This is a genomic window from Vibrio sp. T13N, assembly GCF_032970445.1.
Taxonomy (GTDB): domain Bacteria; phylum Pseudomonadota; class Gammaproteobacteria; order Enterobacterales; family Vibrionaceae; genus Vibrio; species Vibrio diabolicus.
The window spans coordinates 19,317-36,610 of the sequence record NZ_JAWJYE010000021.1 but is presented as its reverse complement, the minus strand read 5'-3'; the positions used below and the strand labels follow the sequence as shown (position 1 = coordinate 36,610).

Sequence of the window (17,294 nt, the reverse complement as noted above, 5' to 3'; positions counted from 1 at the left end):
CGTTCAATCTGAGCCATGATCAAACTCTTCAATTTAAGATTTTGTTCGGCTCAATGAATACTGAACATTACATAAAGTAATGTTTGAATTGACTGTGCTGAATCYKWMGATTCAATGGTCACTTCGTTTCATTGAAACCTAATTTGATACCGARGTATCKAATTGGATTATCATCAACGAGTGCCCACACAGATTGATAGGTCTATATTGTTAAAGAGCTTGCTTTGCGAGAAGTTTTCTCTCAAAGCGGAGGTGCATTCTATCGATTTAATTGACAGTGTCAAACACTTTTTCAATTTTATTTTCGTAGAAGCTTTTTACCTCTCCGACTCTGCTGAAGCCTTATCGCGTCTGCCGTGTCGGTGGATGCGCATTATAGGGAACTCAGATCCGTTCGCAACCCTTTTTTGGAAAAAAATGAAAAAAACTGACTGTTCGATGACTATTTCATCAAAAAAGCAAAAAAGAGGGTAAAAAACCCTCTTTTTCAGCCTCAAAAGTCGTATTTAAATGAATGCGTACGCGTCTGCGAACATACGTTCGCTCTTCGCTTTCTTGTTCTGAGTGAACTGTTCACGTGCTGCTCCAGCCATTTCGAAACGACCTGCAATATAGATATCGTAGTTTTCTAAGCTTTCGAAATCTTCACTCACCGCTTGTAGCACGTTACCAACCTTACCTTGCCAATCAGCAGGTGCTTCTTCTACTACTGGAACAAAGTGAACGTTAGTAAACTTATCGGCGATCTCGACCAGTTCTTCTTTTGCATAAAGTTGGCAGTTATCGCGCGCACCCCAATATAGATAGATAGGGTTGGTTTTATTCTGCGCGACGCAGTGATCCAGAATCGAGCGCACGTAACTAAAACCTGTACCACCAGCAATTAATAATAGTGGACGTTCACTTTCTTCTTGAACCCAAGCATCACCATGCGGGGCATCAATTTCAATCTGACCATCAGTTTCAAGCGCCGCTTGCATTGCTTCGACAACTTCTTGAGCGTAAGCGTTGTGTTCCGCCGCACCGATATGCAGTTCAAGTTCACCTTCATGACGGCAAGGGCTGCTCGCGATAGAGAAAGGACGTTTGTCTTTTTCACCCATCACTACCATTAGGTACTGACCCGCTTTAAAAGGCACTGGTGATTCTGGGTGAAGAAGGATTTGGTAAGTATTACAAGCTAACGGCTGAATAGACTTTACTTTACATTGGATGGTCATGGTGTTCCTCTCGCTTACTCATCAAAAGTAAGCACTAAATTACTTTCTGTATAGGCTTGGCAAGGGAATATCCAACCTTGCTGTTGCTCTTTTTCGGTTAGCATCGGTTCGAGGTGGTAATTCACCTCGCCCGTTAGCTTTTTACACATGCACATGGCACAAGCGCCAACTTGGCAACGGTGTGGGAAGCGAATATTGTTGTTGAGCGCGGCTTCCAACACCGTCTCCCCTTCTTTTACTGGAAACGTAACGTCCATTGGTAGAAGGTGGACTTGATGACTCATAGAATACCTAACTGGTCCCAAATCTCATCGACTTTAGCCACAAGTTTAGGATCTTTTTTGATAGGCGTACCCCACTCGCGCGTGACTTCAGATTCGAACTTGTTGGTCGCATCCAATCCTAATTTGGATGAACTCTCAGTCTTACCACGCACTTGAATGGTGTCTCTATCTGGATCCATTCGAGTTGTCACCGCCCAAATGATGTCATTCCAATCTCGTGCATTAACGTCATCGTCGCACAAGATAATGAATTTGTTATCCGCGTACTGAGCAAAGAAGCCCCATAGATATTCCATCAATTCTTGAGATTGACCAGCTTGGTCTTTCTTCATGGTCACGACAGCAAATTGGTTGTTTGCTGCAGCTGGTAGATAGACGTCAACAATCTCAGGACGTTGCTGTTTTAACTCATTCAGTTCTGCTTCGGTAATCGCTTTGCTGTCTCGCTCAGTGACCTCGGTTCGCGTCGCCAGCTCAGCATCCCATTTAATGGTCGCATCCAAGCCCATTTTGGAGCCAAGCCCAACCACTGGTGAAGCAAAGTCGAGCGAGTCGATTGGCGTGTTATCTATCATCAAGGTATCACGTACAGGGTCCATATGCTCTGACATGGCTTTAACGACATCATTCCAATCTCGCGCGTTTACCGATTCATCGCACACAATAACAAACTTGGTGTACATGAATTGACGTAAGAAAGACCACACCCCCATCATTACGCGCTTGGCATGTCCTGGGTACTGCTTCTTCATGGTGACGACTGCCATTCGGTACGAACAACCTTCTGGCGGTAGATAGAAGTCTTCGATCTCTGGGAACTGCTTTTGCAGAATCGGCACAAAGACTTCGTTTAATGCCACACCCAATACAGCTGGTTCATCTGGCGGACGGCCTGTGTAGGTACTGTGGTAGATTGGGTCTTTACGCATGGTAATGTGCGTAATGGTAAACACGTGGTGCTTTTCTTTTTCGTTGTAGTAGCCAGTGTGATCGCCATAAGGACCTTCATCAGCAAACTCGTTCGGGTCGATATAGCCTTCCATCACGATTTCAGCGCTCGCTGGCACTTCCAAATCATTACTAACTGACTTCACGACTTCAGTTTTGCTGCCACGTAGTAAACCTGCAAATGCGTATTCCGATAACGTATCTGGCACTGGCGTTACTGCGCCAAGAATGGTTGCGGGGTCTGCACCAAACGCAACCGAAACTGGGAAAGGTTTACCTGGATTGGTTTCCATCCAATCACGTAGGTCAAGCGCACCACCACGATGAGCTAACCAACGCATTATGATTTTGTTCTTGGCGATTTTCTGTTGGCGGTAAATACCTAGGTTCTGACGTTTCTTGTTTGGACCTTTGGTCACGGTTAAGCCCCACGTAAGCAGTGGTGCAACGTCTTCCGCCCAGCAACTCATTACCGGGATTTTGTCCAAGTCGACTTCATCACCTTGCCACACAATCTCTTGGCACGATGCTTTTCTTAAGCGCTTGGCTGGCATGTTCAATACTTGCTTGAACACTGGCAATTTTTCCAATGCGTCTTTGAAGCCTTTTGGTGGCTCAGGTTCTTTCAAATAAGCCAGCAGCTTACCGACTTCTCTTAATTCTTTAACATCTTCACGTCCCATACCAATCGCGACACGCTCTGGTGTACCAAATAGGTTGGTCAAAACAGGTACGTCGTAGCCAATTGGGTTCTCAAACAACAGCGCAGGTCCACCAGCACGCAAGGTGCGGTCACTGATTTCTGTCATTTCGTAAGCGGGGTCGACGGGGTGAGCAATGCGTTTAAGTCGACCTTTCTGTTCTAGGTGGTCGATAAATTCGCGTAAATCCTTAAAACTCATAGGCCTTCATGACTGGCTGATTAAACTGTCCGCAGTATAACAAATAGGAGGACGCTAAGATCCTCCTATTTTGTGTGGGTATGTGAGCCAGATTACTTTAATACTTGCTCTATCTGCCGGGTCTTCACTTGATGGTTGTTAGAGACTAACTCTTCCAACCAGGTTTGATGCCCTTGCTGCGCCAGCTCTCGAGCAACCATGGTAGCTTCTTCCGATAGTGCCATTTTGCTCACTAGAAACTGTTTCACTTGCGGAGATAAAGGGTTGGATTTTGTGAGTAGACTAATGGCTTCTGGTTTGAGTGACGGATTGACGGTGGAGTTCATCAATTGCTGAATTGAAAAAACGTCCCCAACCGTAGCTAAACGCTCGAGTTCGGACTGGCTGTTGTAATCCGCTCTCATCCGCCAGAGTAAGTTGTACACTTCCTCATCTTGACTTACTTGCGCTAATCTCACGATCACGGCTGTCGATGGTAGCCAACTGGTCACATTCGCTTTGGTTAACTGAGTGGTTAATGCGGCAAGCGCATGCGGTGATAAGCTGTCCAACTCTCGAATCAAAAGTGCTTCACGCGCCTGAGCTTGTTGAGATTGCCCTGTAAGCCATTGCTTTAAGTCGAGCTCTTTTCGCTCAGCTTGTAGTACAAAGTCCAAGGTACTTTGGTCTTGTTTCCAACGCTTAATCAAGCGGCTCGCAATGGCAGGAAAGTTAAAGGCAGGCACACTAAACTCATACCCGTCCCCTCGCTCTAGAACCTGATAAGTAGGAGTCATACGGATCTGAGACTCAACAAACAGAGCCATTCTAGGCGTGAGAATCACATCTTGCTTCTCAAGCTTTTCCAATAACCGAAAACGCACGACCTCTTGTTGAGGTAAAGCTAGTCGATCAAGGGCAAATTTAAGCGAGTCGACTTCATCCCTGACAACGTAATCAAGCAGTTCAGAGACTTTAGCCTGTATTTGAGTATCCTGAAGCCACTGTTCTACTACAGACTCCTGCATTTCCTTGGCAGATAACGTCGCGGGTAGTGTGATAAGTGACAAGCTCAGGAGTAATGACGACAACATTCCTTGTTGCATGTTAACCTCCCGATAACATTTGTTCTCATTCTGATGCTTCCATCGGGAGAAAGCAACAAAAAAGCCACCGTTAACGGTGGCTTTTTTAGAATAAGGACTCAGCTATTACTGACGACGCATCGCATCGAAGAACTCATCGTTGGTCTTCGTCATCGCTAGCTTATCAATGAGGAATTCCATTGCGTCGATTTCGCCCATTGGGTGAACGATCTTACGCAGAATCCACATTTTCTGTAGTTCATCAGTCTTCGTCAGTAGCTCTTCACGACGTGTACCTGAACGGTTGAAGTCAATCGCAGGGAATACACGCTTCTCAGCAATCTTACGGTTCAAGTGCAGTTCCATGTTACCTGTACCCTTGAACTCTTCGTAGATAACTTCATCCATCTTAGAACCAGTATCAACTAGTGCTGTTGCGATGATCGTTAGGCTACCACCCTCTTCAACGTTACGTGCCGCACCGAAGAAACGCTTAGGACGGTGTAGTGCGTTTGCATCCACACCACCTGTCAGTACTTTACCTGATGAAGGTACTACGGTGTTGTAAGCACGAGCGAGACGAGTGATAGAGTCAAGCAGGATAACCACGTCTTTCTTGTGTTCAACAAGACGTTTTGCTTTCTCGATTACCATTTCCGCTACTTGTACGTGACGAGATGCTGGCTCATCGAAAGTCGACGCGACTACTTCACCTTTAACTAGACGCTGCATCTCTGTTACTTCTTCTGGACGTTCGTCGATAAGAAGTACCATCAACTCACACTCTGGGTGGTTGTATGCGATGCTTTGAGCAATATTTTGCAGAAGCATTGTCTTACCCGCTTTTGGCGGAGCAACAATCAGACCACGTTGACCTTTACCGATAGGCGATGCCAAATCTAAAACACGTGCTGTGATGTCTTCTGTAGAACCGTTACCACGCTCCATTACCATGCGTTCATTTGCATGTAGAGGGGTAAGGTTTTCAAATAGGATCTTGTTACGAGCGTTGTCTGGTTTGTCGTCGTTAACGGTATTGACTTTTAGAAGGGCAAAGTAGCGTTCACCGTCTTTTGGTGGACGAATTTTACCAGCGATAGAGTCACCAGTACGTAGGTTAAAGCGACGAATCTGACTTGGTGATACGTAGATATCGTCCGGACCCGCAAGGTATGAACTATCTGCACTGCGTAGGAAACCAAAGCCGTCTTGCAGAATTTCCAGAACCCCATCGCCAAAGATGTCTTCGCCGCCTTTAGCGTGCGCTTTTAAAATCGCGAAGATGATGTCTTGTTTTCTTAAGCGAGCTAGGTTCTCTAATCCTAAGCTTTCGCCCAGTTTTACAAGGTCAGACACAGGTCTGTTCTTCAGTTCGGTAAGGTTCATGGTGGTGGATTCTTGTTTAGTCAAAATAAGATCTGTTTTCTAGTTAAGATGGATTTGGTCTCAGGATCGACCAAGAAGAGAAATTTGTTCAATTAACGCGCGATAAGTTAGCACTAATTAGTATTCTAGTCCAGAGTTAGAAAAACAAAACCGTGCGTTGTTACTTTGCACGGTTTTATCTGTAATCACTTGGTGATTATAAGTTTGCGTCCAAAAACTCTTTTAGTTGAGTTTTAGACAGAGCACCAACTTTCGTTGCCGCTACGTTGCCGTCTTTGAATAGCAGTAGCGTTGGAATGCCGCGAATACCAAACTTAGGTGGTGTACCTGCGTTATGGTCGATGTTTAGTTTACCGATAGTGAGTTTGCCTTCGTACTCGTCTGCGATTTCGTCCAGAATAGGAGCGATCATTTTACAAGGACCACACCATTCTGCCCAGAAATCCACTAGAACCGGGCCTGCAGCGTTGATTACATCGTTTTCAAAACCGTCATCAGTTAGCTGCAAAATCTTATCACTCATCTTCCACTCCAATGTGTTTTTCGAAACTGGTTGGATGATAACCAGTAATTAGATGCCCTATTGGAATGTATTTACTTTCGTATTGCAAGCTTTAGCTGATATTCTATAGCCATGAAAAAGACGCATATCACAGAGCAAAAGTTCGCCGATTTGGGCTTAAAGCCCCAAGTTATTGAAGGATTGGACAAAAAAGGGTTCGAATTTTGTACCCCTATCCAAGCCTTGGCGTTGCCGGTCCTGCTCACCGGCCAAGACATCGCAGGCCAGGCCCAAACGGGTACTGGTAAAACGCTCGCGTTTCTTACTGCTACATTCAACCACCTTCTGACGACACCGGAGCATGAAGGTCGTAAACCTACGCAGCCACGCGCAATCATTATGGCGCCAACACGTGAGCTTGCTATTCAGATTTACAATGATGCAGAAGCATTAACTGAGAGCACTGGTCTAAAAACCGCTTTGGCTTACGGTGGTGAAAGCTACGATAAGCAATTGAATAAGCTGCAAGATGGTGTCGATATTCTGATTGGTACGACAGGTCGTATCATCGATTTCTACAAACAGCGCGTATTCAACCTTAACAACATTCAAGCCGTTGTTCTGGATGAAGCCGACCGCATGTTCGATCTTGGCTTTATTAAAGACATTCGCTTCTTGTTCCGTCGTATGCCTGAACCAAAAGAGCGTTTGAACATGCTGTTCTCAGCGACGCTTTCTTACCGTGTTCAAGAACTGGCATTTGAGCACATGAACACTCCTGAGCATGTTGTGGTAGAGCCAGAACAGAAAACTGGTCACCGCATTCAGGAAGAACTTTTCTACCCTTCTAACGAAGATAAAATGGCCCTCCTTCAAACTTTGATTGAAGAAGAATGGCCAGATCGCGCCATCATTTTTGCGAACACGAAACACAAGTGTGAATCGGTTTGGGGTCACTTGGCTGCCGATGGACACCGTGTCGGTCTTCTTACTGGTGATGTACCGCAGAAGAAACGTGAAAAGATTCTTGAGCAATTCACCAAAGGTGATGTCGACATTCTTGTTGCAACTGACGTTGCTGCGCGTGGTCTGCACATTCCTCAAGTGACGCATGTTTTCAACTATGACCTTCCTGACGACTGTGAAGATTACGTTCACCGTATTGGCCGTACCGGTCGTGCTGGTGCAAGCGGTCACTCGATCAGTTTTGCTTGTGAAGAGTACGCAATTAACCTGCCTGCAATCGAAGAATACATTGAGCACACTATCCCAGTTTCAGAATACGATTCGTCAGCGCTGATCCAAGATCTGCCAGCGCCAATTCGTATGCGTGCGCCACGCAACCAACAGCGTCGTACGAATACTGGCGGTACTCGTTCAGGTTCAGGTAACCGCAAGCCGCAAGGACGTCGTCCGCGCCAACCGCGTCAATCGGCACCAAAACAATCGTAAAAGGAAACTGAGTTCGTTTATGAGTCAAGCAGGATCATCGCCGCTATACGCCGCCATCGACCTCGGGTCGAACAGTTTTCACATGCTCGTTGTGCGTCATATCGATGGCAGCGTTCAAACAATGGCTAAAATTAAGCGCAAGGTTCGTCTAGCAGCGGGCCTAGATGAACATAATTCTCTTAGTATGGAAGCTATGCAGCGAGGATGGGACTGCTTAAGTCTATTTGCGGAACGCTTGCAGGATATTCCTAAACAAAACATTCGTATTGTAGGCACAGCCACTTTACGTACCGCCACGAATGTAGATGTGTTTCTGGAGAAAGCGAACCAGATTCTTGGTCAACCAATCGACGTTATCTCCGGTGAAGAAGAAGCGGCCACTATCTATAAAGGTGTCGCACACACTTCTGGAGGCAGCGGTCGACGTCTTGTGGTCGATATTGGTGGCGCAAGTACAGAACTCATCATCGGTGAAGGTTTCGAAGCCAAAGCACTGACCAGTTTAAAAATGGGTTGTGTGACTTGGCTGGAAAACTTCTTTAAAGATCGCCAGTTGAATGCGCGTAACTTTGACGCAGCAATTGAAGGCGCGAAGCAGACAATCCAGCCAATTCTAGAGCGCTATACAGAAATCGGTTGGGATGTGTGCGTTGGCGCATCAGGCACCGTTCAGGCATTGCAAGAGATAATGCTAGCGCAAGGTATGGACGAAGTAATCACTCACTCCAAATTGAAACGCCTGCAGAAGCAAGCCATGTTAGCCGATCATTTAGAAGAGCTCGACATTGAAGGCTTAACGCTTGAACGTGCGTTAGTGTTCCCTAGCGGCCTATCTATTTTGATTGCCGTTTTTGAATTACTGGAAATCGACGCGATGACACTCGCGGGCGGCGCACTACGTGAAGGCTTAGTCTACGAGATGGTTGAAGAGCTACGTCAAGAAGACATCCGTGCTCGCACAATTGCCAGCGTACAAAATCGTTATCAGCTCGATCACCAATACGGTGAACAAGTTGCGACACTGGCAAGCAAACTGTTGGAGCAAGCCGGCGGCGATGAGTGGATTACGGAACCTCAAGGCAAGATATTGCTTGAAACCGCCGCAAAGCTGCATGAAATCGGCTTAACGATCGATTTCAAAAAAGGCGGTGAGCACAGTGCTTACCTACTCCAGAATTTGGATTTACCTGGCTACACTCGCGCGCAGAAGTTCTTTATTGGTGAGATTGCCCGTCGTTATCGAGAACAACTCACCTCACTGCCTGAGCAACACGCGTTATCAGGCTCAAGTGCCAAGCGCGTACTGCGGTTGTTGCGCTTAGCGGTGTTGTTGACTCACCGTCGCAACCAAAACTTAGAGCCAAACGTCGTATTAACGGCTGAAGGTGACAACCTAACATTAAACATTGATGCACAGTGGCTAGCGGCCAACCCGTTGACCGCCGCTGAGCTAGAAATCGAATCCAACCGTCAAACTGATATCGGTTGGCCATTAACGATTACCTCTGATTAATGGTTGTTATCCCATGACAAAGGCTCCTTTTGGAGCCTTTTTAATACCCGTTATTATCCTATGTACAACTCATAGAGTTTTGAGACACCAATGATCTAAATACTCATTTCGCTGTACATTTGCTTTAGAAACAACAAAGCCGCTATCAAAAGCGGCTTTGTTGCTATTAACTGATGAAAACTATGCCGTCGTCGTAACTTTAAAGTTAGGGTTCACTGCCGTTAGCTTCTTAATTAAGTAATTCAGTAGTACGCCGTACATAGGCACAAACAGACCAAGACTAATCACTAACTTAAAGCCGTAGTCCACCAGCGCGATTTCCGTCCAATGTTCCGCCATAAATGGATCTGGACTTTGGTAGAACGCAATCGCGAAGAAGGCGATGGTATCCAGTGCATTACCAAAAAGCGTTGAACACGTTGGGGCCACCCACCACTGTTTCATTTGGCGTAGGCGGTTGAACACGTGCACATCCATAATCTGACCAAGTAGATACGCCATGAAGCTAGCAATCGCGATACGAGCAACGAATAAGTTAAATTCCCCTAAGTGACCAAAACCTTGGAACTGCCCCTCGAAGAACACCACCGATAAGAAGTAAGAGACAGCCAAAGCAGGCAACATTACTAAGAAAATGATCTTACGCGCCAACTGAGCACCGAAAATACGTACGGTTAAATCCGTCGCAAGGAAAATAAATGGGAAGGTGAATGCCCCCCAGGTGGTATGTAAGCCAAAGATAGTAAACGGTAGCTGAACTAGGTAATTGCTGGATGCAATAATGACTAGGTGGAATAAAACCAGATAGATAAGGGCGTTGCGCTGCTGCGCAGGGGTAAAGTTACTCATGCGATACCTTTTTAGTTTGGTTTGGGGGCGAGGGAACCCAAATCGAGCGTTTTCTACAGAGAAAAGCACTCTTACCAACAATGTAAAAAATGACGATTAAACTAGCTTAACTCATTCAGAGTAAAGCGGTGGGCGATTATACATTAACCAATTTTACTCACAAGCGGTGTTTTATACGCAAACGTTTCTTCGCGAACATCACGTCAAAACCAAGGGCTTTGATGCAAAAATAAGAAAGGGTGTTTCATGTGAAACACCCTTTAAAGAATAGATAACTTGAATTTAGAAGCCGCGTTGGAACAATCCGGCTAAATAGTCGAGCTCTTCCCTACTCTCTTCTATTGTTAGCGCTTCAAACCAAATCGCTTCGCTGTAGTGCTCCGCTTTCATAAATAAGCGGCAGCCTTCAAAATCGATCAACCAAGAGTGAATATCCGCATCCCACTGTTTTTCTACCACAGACGCAGATAATAATCCCACCAAACGCTCACCCAGTGCCGGAAAAGTATCGAGGTCGAAGCTTGGAGCGGTAATAATAAGACGCCCTTCTTCAACAATGTAATCAGCGAGACCAAATTCCTTGTGCATATGGATTCCTTATCCGTGGTGAGTAATGTGTTCTTGGATCAGATCCAAGAATGGATCGGCGTATTTTTCTAGTTTACGTTGACCAACGCCACTAACCGCTAACATTTCGCCGTATGACGTTGGCAGCATTTCTGCCATATCAATCAAGGTCGCATCACTGAATACCACATATGGTGGTAAACCATCTTCATCGGCGATCGACTTACGTAGCTTACGTAGTTTGGCAAACAACTTCTTATCGTAGTTTTTGCTGGTCAGTTTATCCGACTTCGCGGCACGTGCAGCGGTATCTAAACGTGGAACTGCAAGTTCTAAAGACACATCACCACGTAGTAATGGACGTGCTTCTTCGGTTAATTGCAACGTCGAGTTACGAGTGATGTTTTGAAATAGCAGCCCTTTATGAATTAACTGGCGGAAGATACTCACCCAGTAATCATGGCTGTGATCACGACCAATGCCGTAAGTCGAAATTTTATCGTGGCCATGTTCGCGCACACGAATGTTTTGCATCCCACGCAGCACCTCAACCACATACGTCATACCAAAACTTTGGTTAACGCGGTAAACACACGACAACGCTTTGCGCGCTTCTTCGGTCGCATCAAAGTGTTTTGGTGGGTCCAGGCAGATATCGCAGTTACCACACGGCTTTTCGCGATACTCTCCAAAATAGTTGAGCAGTACCTGACGACGACAGGTTTGCGCTTCCGCAAAAGCACTCATCGCATTGAGTTTGTGGCTTTCTACCTGCTTCTGCGGTCCATCATCTTTTTCATCCAACATACGACGCAACCAACTGATGTCGGCTGGGTCATACAACATCATCGCCTCGGCAGGCAGGCCATCTCGCCCTGCTCGACCAGTTTCCTGATAATAGGACTCGATGTTACGTGGAATATCAAAATGCACAACAAAGCGCACGTTTGGCTTATTGATACCCATGCCGAATGCAACCGTCGCAACGACGATTTGAATGTCATCACGTTGAAAAGCTTCCTGAACGTAAGCTCGCTCTTCAGTATCCATCCCTGCATGATAACCAGCAGCGCGGATATGGTTGTTGCATAGCTTCTCGGTCACCATTTCAACTTTCTTACGACTGCCGCAATAAATAATGCCGCAGCTTCCCTTTTGGGTGGCTAGATAGCGAATGATTTGAGAAACCGGTTTGTGCTTTTCTACCAAGGTGTAACGAATGTTGGGACGATCAAAGCTTCCTAGATACACCTGAGGCTCATGTAAGCGTAAGCGTTCTAGAATATCACGACGCGTCGCATCATCGGCAGTGGCAGTGAGTGCCATAAAGGGCACATGCGAAAAGTGTTGCTTTAACTGACCTAACGCCGCGTATTCTGGGCGAAAATCATGTCCCCACTGAGAGATACAATGTGCTTCATCCACGGCGATCATAGATAAGGGTAAGTTTTCTAAACGCTCAATAAAGTCACGCATTAACACGCGCTCTGGCGAAACATACACTAGCTTAAGCTGACCAGAGTGCATACGATTATACACACTCAGTAGCTCTTCTCGATTCATGGTCGAGTTCACACACTCCGCAGCTACGCCATTGGCTTTCAGCTGATCAACTTGGTCTTTCATCAATGAAATCAGCGGTGAAATCACCAAGGTAATCCCTGAGCGCACTAACGCCGGAATTTGGTAACAGAGAGATTTACCACCACCCGTCGGCATGATGACTAAGCTGTCTTTGCCTTCGATAGCGGCTTCAATAACTTCTTGCTGGCCATCACGAAACGTCTGGTAACCGAATACTTCCTCCAACACACGTTGAGGCGTTACAGGCGTATCTGATTGTTCGGCTAGCAAGGTTGAGGTCATGAATAATCTCAGATTGAGTGATCGTAGAAATGCTTTTGCATGCCCAGGCACACAAAGTGAGGGCACATTGTAATGGGGTTTCGTGGTGAATAAAACCGCAAATTGCTAGGTGTTTCGCATCACGACTCGTATACTGATTTTCTGCTCTATAAACACACAATTAGGTGACACCTCATGACACCAGAAGACGAACAACAACGCGCTCGGCAAGGTATCTTGCTGGCGATTGGTGCCTATACCATGTGGGGCATTGCGCCGATGTATTTTAAATCCATCGCACAAGTATCCCCTTTGGAGATTCTGAGCCACCGGGTGATTTGGTCTTTCTTTTTGCTTGCCGCACTCCTTCACTTTGGCCGTCACTGGCGCTCGGTTTACTACATCGCGAAAGACAAAACGAAGATCGCTTACCTGATCGCAAGTTCTGTATTAATTGGCGGAAACTGGCTGATTTTCATCTGGGCGGTCAATTCCAATCATATGCTTGACGCGAGCTTAGGCTATTACATCAACCCATTAATCAATGTCTTGCTCGGCATGGTCTTTTTGGGAGAGCGACTTCGTAAGTTGCAATGGTTTGCTGTCGTATTAGCGGGCTGTGGTGTACTGGTCCAATTGATTGTATTCGGCTCCGTGCCCATTGTTGCGATGGCGTTAGCAATGAGTTTCGGCTTCTATGGCCTCTTAAGGAAGAAAGTCAGTGTCGATGCAAAAACAGGATTGTTTATCGAAACATTACTCCTTCTGCCTGTCGCCGCCGTGTATCTGCTGTTTATTGCAGAAACCCCAACGTCGAATATGCTCACTAACCCGTTAGCATTAAATAGCTTGTTGATTGCAGCAGGTGTGATTACCACACTGCCCCTGCTTTGTTTTACGGGTGCGGCAACAAGACTCAAATTATCAACATTGGGCTTTTTCCAGTATATTGGCCCAAGCTTGATGTTCTTACTTGCAGTACTGATGTATGGCGAACCCTTTACCATGGATAAAGCGATTACCTTTGCCTTTATTTGGGGAGCGCTAGTCGTATTTAGCTTTGATGGACTGCGCAACAACCGTCGCTCACGCCGAATCGTTCAGCCACAGTGATCGTTTTTTACAAGACAAGTTAGAAATTGCCAGATAAGCTTGGTCATAATGTGACCAAGCTTTTTTGTATGTAATGGAACAGATTCAATACTACGCAACCGACCATGATCAGCTGAGCCTGATCGAGGCGAAATACCAGAAGTTTGCTTTTCAAAGGCACTATCATCTGGATTTTCACCTCGGTCTGATCACGCATGGCACGCAAAAGTTCCAATATCAAGGCTGTAGCCATCAAGTAGGTCATGGGCAAATCGTAATTATGCCGCCAGATGAACTGCACGACGGGCACTCTAAGCTCGAAAGTGGCTATGAAGTGAATGTATTTGCGATCGAGCCGCACCTACTCAGCGATCTTGCCGATCTTAGTCAAAATGGTCAAATAATCCGCTTTAATGAATTGATCATCTCAGATCCACAGATATTTTCACAACTTAGTAACTTGCATGCTCTTCTTCGCCGCGATAACCTCAGCCAACTCACCAAAGATTGCCTTCCTTTTGAAGGATTTAATCAACTTTTTGATCGCTACGGATCACTCGCGAGGCAAAAAGTGGTCCCTCTTGGGAAACAGTCTTTACATACCTTAAAAGATTACTTAATGGCGAATCTCGACCAAACGGTCCGTTTAGATGCACTATCAGAGCTCTGCCAACTGAGCCCCACGCAGTTTCAACGCCATTTCAAAGCGCAAACGGGGATGACTCCCTACGCTTGGTTTGCTCGCTTGCGATTAGAGCAAGGAATGAAACTACTCCAAGCAGGATGGTGTGGTACGGACGTCGCCTATCAAGTGGGCTTTTATGATCAAGCCCACTTTAGTAAAGCGTTTAAACAAACCTATGGCGTCTCGCCTTCACAAGTGGCACGCTAATATCTCATACGCTGTGGTATTCAGTACTGCTAGTTTTTTACAAGCACTAGCGAATAAGAATCACGACAATAGCTCATATCCACTATGTTTTGAGATGTGTTATGAATGAATCGACTATCCTTTTAACGCTTGCCAGTATCCACTTCATTGCCTTAATGAGCCCAGGTCCGGATTTTGCGCTTGTGGTACAAAATGCCACCCGTCATGGCCGTCAAACCGGCTTATACATTGCGCTTGGCTTATCAGTCGGTATTTTGCTGCATTCTTTATTCAGCATAACGGGGGTGAGCTATTTAGTTCACCAGCATCCTCTGCTCTACTCCGTCTTACAATTGCTTGGGGGCAGCTATCTGTTGTATTTGGGTATCGGTGCACTGCGCGGCGTGATCGCGATGATCAAAAACCCACTTTCTGATCAGCCAAGCAAAAACAGTAACCTTGTGATCGGTAATAAACGCCAAGCGTTTACCAAGGGGTTCGCAACCAATATTCTCAACCCCAAAGCCTTAGTATTTTTTGTGAGTTTAATGTCGAGCCTTGTCCCAGTGGGCATGTCGGTGACAGGAAAAGGAATTGCTCTGGTGATTTTGTTTGGTTTGTCGCTACTCTGGTTTTCTAGCCTTGCATGGATGCTGTCAACGCAGCGCTTGCAAACAAGATTGCAGCAAGCCAGCATTTATATAGATGGTTTATGTGGTGTGGTATTTACTCTAGTTGGCAGCAGTATTTTAGTGCAAACCTTCCGCTCCTTTCTCGATAACTCTCTGATTTAAAAGCGTCGCACACTCGACATTTCTTTAATAGGAAACTCGACGACTATCTCCGTGGCTGCCAAGCTGAATAACCTTAGTTGGCAACATGGAGAGTCATCATGCAATGGACATTTAACCGACTCGTACTCTCGGGTCTTTTTCTTACTTCCCCTTTCACCTTCACTGGACAAGCCTTCGCTAACCAAGCTGCAGATTCGGTCGCACCAGAGCACAGCACTGGCATTGAGCAAAAGCAGCTGGTCAAAGCTAAAGATTATATGGTTACCGCTGCTAACCCACTGGCGACTCAAGCGGGTGCAGACGTACTTGAGCAAGGCGGGAATGCGATAGATGCCATGGTCGCAGTGCAATTGATGCTTGGCTTAGTTGAACCCCAGTCATCAGGTATTGGTGGCGGTGCGTTCTTAGTGTATTGGGATAGCGAAAAGCAAAAACTGACCACTTACGACGGGCGTGAAACCGCCCCCCTCGCCGTAACGCCAAAGCTATTTTTAGATGAGAACGGTCAGCCATTGCAATTCTACGATGCCGTGGTTGGTGGACGCTCTGTCGCAACACCAGGCACCGTGAAACTATTGTGGGATACCCACCAGAAATACGGCAAGCTGGAATGGAAAAAGATCATTCAACCTGTTATCTCGCTTGCGGAGCAAGGATTCAAAGTCAGTCCTCGCCTAGCAAGCTTGATAGAAAAAGACGCCGAGCGTTTATCACGCTTTCCAGTCACAAAAGCCTATTTCTTTAACTCGGATGGCTCGCCAAAAACCGAAGGTACGCTATTAAAAAACCCTGAATACGCACAAACACTGAGTGCTATTGCCAAGCAAGGTGCTCAAGCCTTCTACCACGGGGATATCGCCAGAGACATTATCAAGACGGTACAAAACGCGCCGGGTAACCCCGGCGTATTAGCCCAACTCGACTTTGATACCTACCAAATCAGACAACGTGAGCCGGTTTGTGCAGCATACCAAAGCTATGACATTTGCGGCATGGGACCACCAAGCTCTGGCGCGCTCACCATTGGTCAGATTTTGGCGATCACTGAACAGTACGATCTCAAAGGCTGGGGGGCTAACAGCATTAAATCTTGGCAAGTACTCGCCGATGCATCGCGTCTAGCGTTTGCTGACCGTGGTAAATACATGGCAGACCAAGATTACGTGCCGATGCCAACGCAAGGCTTGCTTGATAAAAGCTACCTCCAGCAGCGAGCAGAGCTGATCCAAGTCGGCAAAGCACTAAGCAAAGTTGAAGCAGGCAATCCTCCGTGGTCGCACGCAATGAATTTAAGCATGGACGAGTCCATTGAACTCCCTTCCACCAGCCATTTCAATATCGTCGATAAGCAAGGCAATGTGGTGTCAATGACGACCACCATTGAGAATGCGTTTGGCTCGCGCTTAATGGTGCGTGGCTTCTTGCTCAATAATGAACTGACCGATTTTTCTTTCCGTACTCATAATGACGGAATTCCAATCGCCAACCGTATAGAGCCAGGCAAACGTCCACGATCTTCAATGGCCCCAACCATTATGATGAAAGATAACAAACCTTACATGGCGATAGGTTCTCCGGGTGGCAGTCGAATCATCGGTTACGTGGCGCAAACCATCATTGCCCACACGCAATGGGATATGAATATCCAACAAGCAATCAATCAACCACGATTACTTGACCGTTTTGGCACCTTAGATATTGAGCAAGGTACCGCGGCAGAAGGCTTACAGCCAGAGCTAGAGAAGATGGGCTTTAAAACCAATGTTCGTGATTTGAATTCTGGACTGCATGCGATACGCATCACAAAAGATGGACTAGAAGGTGCCGCAGATCCTCGTCGAGAAGGAGCAGCAATCGGCAAATAGGCCTGTTTTGCTCGACTCCTTGTGCGAGATCTCTCACAAGGAGTGGAGCAAACCTCTCTTTTTTAATGGTAAAACAGCCAAAAAATAACCATAAGACATTGAATAATATAAACATGTTTATTTTTCAAACGCTTTTGATT

Annotated in this window: 15 protein-coding genes; 6 read left to right on the top strand and 9 right to left on the bottom strand. The window is 46.2% G+C overall.

Annotation, left to right across the window (positions count from 1 at the left end; translation table 11 throughout):
• Nucleotides 1-506 precede the first annotated feature (506 nt).
• The 6 genes from fre to trxA form a co-directional block, all read right to left on the bottom strand.
• Entirely contained in the window at nt 507-1,220 is a 714-nt protein-coding gene (gene fre, locus R2S67_RS21460) for an NAD(P)H-flavin reductase (RefSeq protein WP_005398442.1), read from the bottom strand.
• A gap of 14 nt (nt 1,221-1,234) precedes the next feature.
• The gene (locus tag R2S67_RS21455; RefSeq protein ID WP_012841284.1) at nt 1,235-1,504 is read right to left on the bottom strand and encodes a 2Fe-2S iron-sulfur cluster-binding protein; all 270 of its coding nucleotides are present in this window, start codon (nt 1,502-1,504) and stop codon (nt 1,235-1,237) included.
• Nucleotides 1,501-3,354, bottom strand: coding sequence for a 4-hydroxy-3-polyprenylbenzoate decarboxylase (gene ubiD / locus R2S67_RS21450; protein ID WP_317347002.1), 1,854 nt, complete (start codon nt 3,352-3,354; stop codon nt 1,501-1,503). Before ubiD ends, R2S67_RS21455 begins: the two co-directional genes overlap by 4 nt.
• A 92-nt stretch (nt 3,355-3,446) precedes the next feature.
• The gene (locus R2S67_RS21445; RefSeq protein WP_005398448.1) at nt 3,447-4,439 is read right to left on the bottom strand and encodes a hypothetical protein; all 993 of its coding nucleotides are present in this window, start codon (nt 4,437-4,439) and stop codon (nt 3,447-3,449) included.
• A 105-nt stretch (nt 4,440-4,544) separates the two neighbouring features.
• Complete coding sequence (rho, locus tag R2S67_RS21440) at nt 4,545-5,804, bottom strand: transcription termination factor Rho (RefSeq protein ID WP_005378757.1); 1,260 nt, start codon at nt 5,802-5,804, stop codon at nt 4,545-4,547.
• Nucleotides 5,805-6,000: 196 nt separating this feature from the next.
• Nucleotides 6,001-6,327 carry a thioredoxin TrxA gene (gene trxA, locus R2S67_RS21435; protein ID WP_004745500.1) on the bottom strand — a complete coding sequence of 109 codons (327 nt, stop codon included), beginning with the start codon at nt 6,325-6,327 and terminating at the stop codon, nt 6,001-6,003.
• Nucleotides 6,328-6,438: 111 nt separating this feature from the next.
• Here trxA and rhlB point away from each other — a divergent pair, with 111 nt between their 5' ends.
• Together rhlB and gppA are read left to right on the top strand one after the other, a co-directional pair.
• Nucleotides 6,439-7,758 (top strand): ATP-dependent RNA helicase RhlB, encoded by a 1,320-nt coding sequence (rhlB, locus tag R2S67_RS21430; protein ID WP_005397003.1) that lies wholly within the window; start codon nt 6,439-6,441, stop codon nt 7,756-7,758.
• 19 nt (nt 7,759-7,777) lie between these two features.
• A complete protein-coding gene (gene gppA / locus R2S67_RS21425; protein WP_046874560.1) occupies nt 7,778-9,271 on the top strand; it encodes a guanosine-5'-triphosphate,3'-diphosphate diphosphatase in 1,494 nt (497 codons plus the stop codon).
• Nucleotides 9,272-9,451: 180 nt separating this feature from the next.
• On the opposite strand, the gene R2S67_RS21420 is transcribed toward gppA, so the two are convergent.
• The 3 genes from R2S67_RS21420 to recQ all read right to left on the bottom strand — a co-directional run bounded on the left by R2S67_RS21420 (nt 9,452) and on the right by recQ (nt 12,553).
• The gene (locus R2S67_RS21420; RefSeq protein ID WP_005397008.1) at nt 9,452-10,120 is read right to left on the bottom strand and encodes a 7-cyano-7-deazaguanine/7-aminomethyl-7-deazaguanine transporter; all 669 of its coding nucleotides are present in this window, start codon (nt 10,118-10,120) and stop codon (nt 9,452-9,454) included.
• Between the two features lie 282 nt (nt 10,121-10,402).
• Nucleotides 10,403-10,708 (bottom strand): DUF3630 family protein, encoded by a 306-nt coding sequence (locus R2S67_RS21415; protein WP_005397009.1) that lies wholly within the window; start codon nt 10,706-10,708, stop codon nt 10,403-10,405.
• Between the two features lie 9 nt (nt 10,709-10,717).
• The gene (recQ, locus tag R2S67_RS21410; protein WP_005397012.1) at nt 10,718-12,553 is read right to left on the bottom strand and encodes an ATP-dependent DNA helicase RecQ; all 1,836 of its coding nucleotides are present in this window, start codon (nt 12,551-12,553) and stop codon (nt 10,718-10,720) included.
• Between the two features lie 174 nt (nt 12,554-12,727).
• Here recQ and rarD point away from each other — a divergent pair, with 174 nt between their 5' ends.
• The 4 genes from rarD (at nt 12,728) to ggt (ending at nt 17,154) form a co-directional block, all read left to right on the top strand.
• Nucleotides 12,728-13,645: an EamA family transporter RarD gene (rarD, locus tag R2S67_RS21405; RefSeq protein ID WP_258681490.1), complete on the top strand. Its 918-nt coding sequence runs from the start codon at nt 12,728-12,730 to the stop codon at nt 13,643-13,645.
• 73 nt (nt 13,646-13,718) lie between these two features.
• Complete coding sequence (locus R2S67_RS21400) at nt 13,719-14,516, top strand: AraC family transcriptional regulator (protein WP_031780599.1); 798 nt, start codon at nt 13,719-13,721, stop codon at nt 14,514-14,516.
• A gap of 101 nt (nt 14,517-14,617) precedes the next feature.
• Complete coding sequence (locus R2S67_RS21395; RefSeq protein ID WP_161443651.1) at nt 14,618-15,289, top strand: LysE family translocator; 672 nt, start codon at nt 14,618-14,620, stop codon at nt 15,287-15,289.
• A 98-nt stretch (nt 15,290-15,387) separates the two neighbouring features.
• The gene (gene ggt, locus R2S67_RS21390; protein ID WP_053808982.1) at nt 15,388-17,154 is read left to right on the top strand and encodes a gamma-glutamyltransferase; all 1,767 of its coding nucleotides are present in this window, start codon (nt 15,388-15,390) and stop codon (nt 17,152-17,154) included.
• Nucleotides 17,155-17,294 lie beyond the last annotated feature (140 nt).

What these genes read in the sequence shown, in the direction of transcription:
- fre (WP_005398442.1), bottom strand. Translation starts at nt 1,220, where the DNA reads ATGACCATCCAATGTAAAGTAAAGTCTATTCAGCCGTTAGCTTGTAAT.
- R2S67_RS21455 (WP_012841284.1), bottom strand. Translation starts at nt 1,504, where the DNA reads ATGAGTCATCAAGTCCACCTTCTACCAATGGACGTTACGTTTCCAGTA.
- ubiD (WP_317347002.1), bottom strand. Translation starts at nt 3,354, where the DNA reads ATGAGTTTTAAGGATTTACGCGAATTTATCGACCACCTAGAACAGAAA.
- R2S67_RS21445 (WP_005398448.1), bottom strand. Translation starts at nt 4,439, where the DNA reads ATGCAACAAGGAATGTTGTCGTCATTACTCCTGAGCTTGTCACTTATC.
- rho (WP_005378757.1), bottom strand. Translation starts at nt 5,804, where the DNA reads ATGAACCTTACCGAACTGAAGAACAGACCTGTGTCTGACCTTGTAAAA.
- trxA (WP_004745500.1), bottom strand. Translation starts at nt 6,327, where the DNA reads ATGAGTGATAAGATTTTGCAGCTAACTGATGACGGTTTTGAAAACGAT.
- rhlB (WP_005397003.1), top strand. Translation starts at nt 6,439, where the DNA reads ATGAAAAAGACGCATATCACAGAGCAAAAGTTCGCCGATTTGGGCTTA.
- gppA (WP_046874560.1), top strand. Translation starts at nt 7,778, where the DNA reads ATGAGTCAAGCAGGATCATCGCCGCTATACGCCGCCATCGACCTCGGG.
- R2S67_RS21420 (WP_005397008.1), bottom strand. Translation starts at nt 10,120, where the DNA reads ATGAGTAACTTTACCCCTGCGCAGCAGCGCAACGCCCTTATCTATCTG.
- R2S67_RS21415 (WP_005397009.1), bottom strand. Translation starts at nt 10,708, where the DNA reads ATGCACAAGGAATTTGGTCTCGCTGATTACATTGTTGAAGAAGGGCGT.
- recQ (WP_005397012.1), bottom strand. Translation starts at nt 12,553, where the DNA reads ATGACCTCAACCTTGCTAGCCGAACAATCAGATACGCCTGTAACGCCT.
- rarD (WP_258681490.1), top strand. Translation starts at nt 12,728, where the DNA reads ATGACACCAGAAGACGAACAACAACGCGCTCGGCAAGGTATCTTGCTG.
- R2S67_RS21400 (WP_031780599.1), top strand. Translation starts at nt 13,719, where the DNA reads ATGGAACAGATTCAATACTACGCAACCGACCATGATCAGCTGAGCCTG.
- R2S67_RS21395 (WP_161443651.1), top strand. Translation starts at nt 14,618, where the DNA reads ATGAATGAATCGACTATCCTTTTAACGCTTGCCAGTATCCACTTCATT.
- ggt (WP_053808982.1), top strand. Translation starts at nt 15,388, where the DNA reads ATGCAATGGACATTTAACCGACTCGTACTCTCGGGTCTTTTTCTTACT.